The organism is Streptomyces sp. NPDC127114 (assembly GCF_042677525.1).
Taxonomy (GTDB): Bacteria; Actinomycetota; Actinomycetes; order Streptomycetales; family Streptomycetaceae; genus Streptomyces.
In genome coordinates this window covers 1-2,506 of the sequence record NZ_JBHXTJ010000094.1, presented here as the reverse complement: position 1 = coordinate 2,506, position 2,506 = coordinate 1, and the positions used below count along the sequence as shown (strand labels likewise).

Genomic DNA, 2,506 nt, shown 5'->3' with positions numbered 1-2,506 from the left:
CTTCAGAACTAACACAGTGGACGCGAGCAACTGAGGACAAGCCCTCGGCCTATTAGTACCGGTCAGCTCCACCCATTACTGGGCTTCCACATCCGGCCTATCAACCCAGTCGTCTACTGGGAGCCTTACCCTCTCAAGGAGGTGGGAATACTCATCTCGAAGCAGGCTTCCCGCTTAGATGCTTTCAGCGGTTATCCCTCCCGAACGTAGCCAACCAGCCATGCTCTTGGCAGAACAACTGGCACACCAGAGGTTCGTCCGTCCCGGTCCTCTCGTACTAGGGACAGCCCTTCTCAATATTCCTGCGCGCACAGAGGATAGGGACCGAACTGTCTCACGACGTTCTAAACCCAGCTCGCGTACCGCTTTAATGGGCGAACAGCCCAACCCTTGGGACCGACTCCAGCCCCAGGATGCGACGAGCCGACATCGAGGTGCCAAACCATCCCGTCGATATGGACTCTTGGGGAAGATCAGCCTGTTATCCCCGGGGTACCTTTTATCCGTTGAGCGACGGCGCTTCCACAAGCCACCGCCGGATCACTAGTCCCGACTTTCGTCCCTGCTCGACCCGTCGGTCTCACAGTCAAGCTCCCTTGTGCACTTACACTCAACACCTGATTGCCAACCAGGCTGAGGGAACCTTTGGGCGCCTCCGTTACCCTTTGGGAGGCAACCGCCCCAGTTAAACTACCCATCAGACACTGTCCCTGATCCGGATCACGGACCGAGGTTAGACATCCAGCACGACCAGAGTGGTATTTCAACGGCGACTCCACCCTAACTGGCGTTAGAGCTTCACAGTCTCCCACCTATCCTACACAAGCCGAACCGAACACCAATATCAAACTGTAGTAAAGGTCCCGGGGTCTTTCCGTCCTTCTGCGCGAAACGAGCATCTTTACTCGTAGTGCAATTTCACCGGGCCTATGGTTGAGACAGTCGAGAAGTCGTTACGCCATTCGTGCAGGTCGGAACTTACCCGACAAGGAATTTCGCTACCTTAGGATGGTTATAGTTACCACCGCCGTTTACTGGCGCTTAAGTTCTCAGCTTCGCAACCCCGAAAGGTCACTAACCGGTCCCCTTAACGTTCCAGCACCGGGCAGGCGTCAGTCCGTATACATCGCCTTACGGCTTCGCACGGACCTGTGTTTTTAGTAAACAGTCGCTTCTCGCTGGTCTCTGCGGCCACCCCCAGCTCAGACAGCAAGTGTCATCACCAGTGGTGGCCCCCCTTCTCCCGAAGTTACGGGGGCATTTTGCCGAGTTCCTTAACCATAGTTCACCCGAACGCCTCGGTATTCTCTACCTGACCACCTGAGTCGGTTTAGGGTACGGGCCGCCATGAAACTCGCTAGAGGCTTTTCTCGACAGCATAGGATCATCCACTTCACCACAATCGGCTCGGCATCAGGTCTCAGCCTTAACGTGTGACGGATTTGCCTACCACACGGCCTACACCCTTACCCCGGGACAACCACCGCCCGGGCTGGACTACCTTCCTGCGTCACCCCATCGCTTACCTACTACCACCTTGGGTCAGCGGCTCCACCACTCCCCTTCACCCGAAGGATCCAGGGCGGCTTCACGGCCTTAGCATTAATGGGCTCGATATTGGGCGTTTCAAAGCGGGTACCGGAATATCAACCGGTTGTCCATCGACTACGCCTGTCGGCCTCGCCTTAGGTCCCGACTTACCCTGGGCAGATCAGCTTGACCCAGGAACCCTTAGTCAATCGGCGCACACGTTTCTCACGTGTGTATCGCTACTCATGCCTGCATTCTCACTCGTGAACCGTCCACAACTCGCTTCCACGGCTGCTTCACCCGGCACACGACGCTCCCCTACCCATCACAGCGGGCGTTGGCCCTATTGCTGCAATGACACGACTTCGGCGGTACGCTTGAGCCCCGCTACATTGTCGGCGCGGAATCACTTGACCAGTGAGCTATTACGCACTCTTTCAAGGGTGGCTGCTTCTAAGCCAACCTCCTGGTTGTCTCTGCGACTCCACATCCTTTCCCACTTAGCGTACGCTTAGGGGCCTTAGTCGATGCTCTGGGCTGTTTCCCTCTCGACCATGGAGCTTATCCCCCACAGTCTCACTGCCGCGCTCTCACTTACCGGCATTCGGAGTTTGGCTAAGGTCAGTAACCCGGTAGGGCCCATCGCCTATCCAGTGCTCTACCTCCGGCAAGAAACACACGACGCTGCACCTAAATGCATTTCGGGGAGAACCAGCTATCACGGAGTTTGATTGGCCTTTCACCCCTAACCACAGGTCATCCCCCAGGTTTTCAACCCTGGTGGGTTCGGTCCTCCACGAAGTCTTACCTCCGCTTCAACCTGCCCATGGCTAGATCACTCCGCTTCGGGTCTTGAGCGTGCTACTGAATCGCCCTATTCGGACTCGCTTTCGCTACGGCTTCCCCACACGGGTTAACCTCGCAACACACCGCAAACTCGCAGGCTCATTCTTCAAAAGGCACGCAGTCACGAGAT

The 2,506-nt window shown here is 56.5% G+C and carries 1 rRNA gene; it reads right to left on the bottom strand.

Features of this window, described 5'->3' with window-relative positions:
* Window positions 1–32 precede the first annotated feature (32 nt).
* Window positions 33–2,506 (bottom strand): 23S ribosomal RNA (locus ACFVGS_RS37340); the annotation flags it as partial.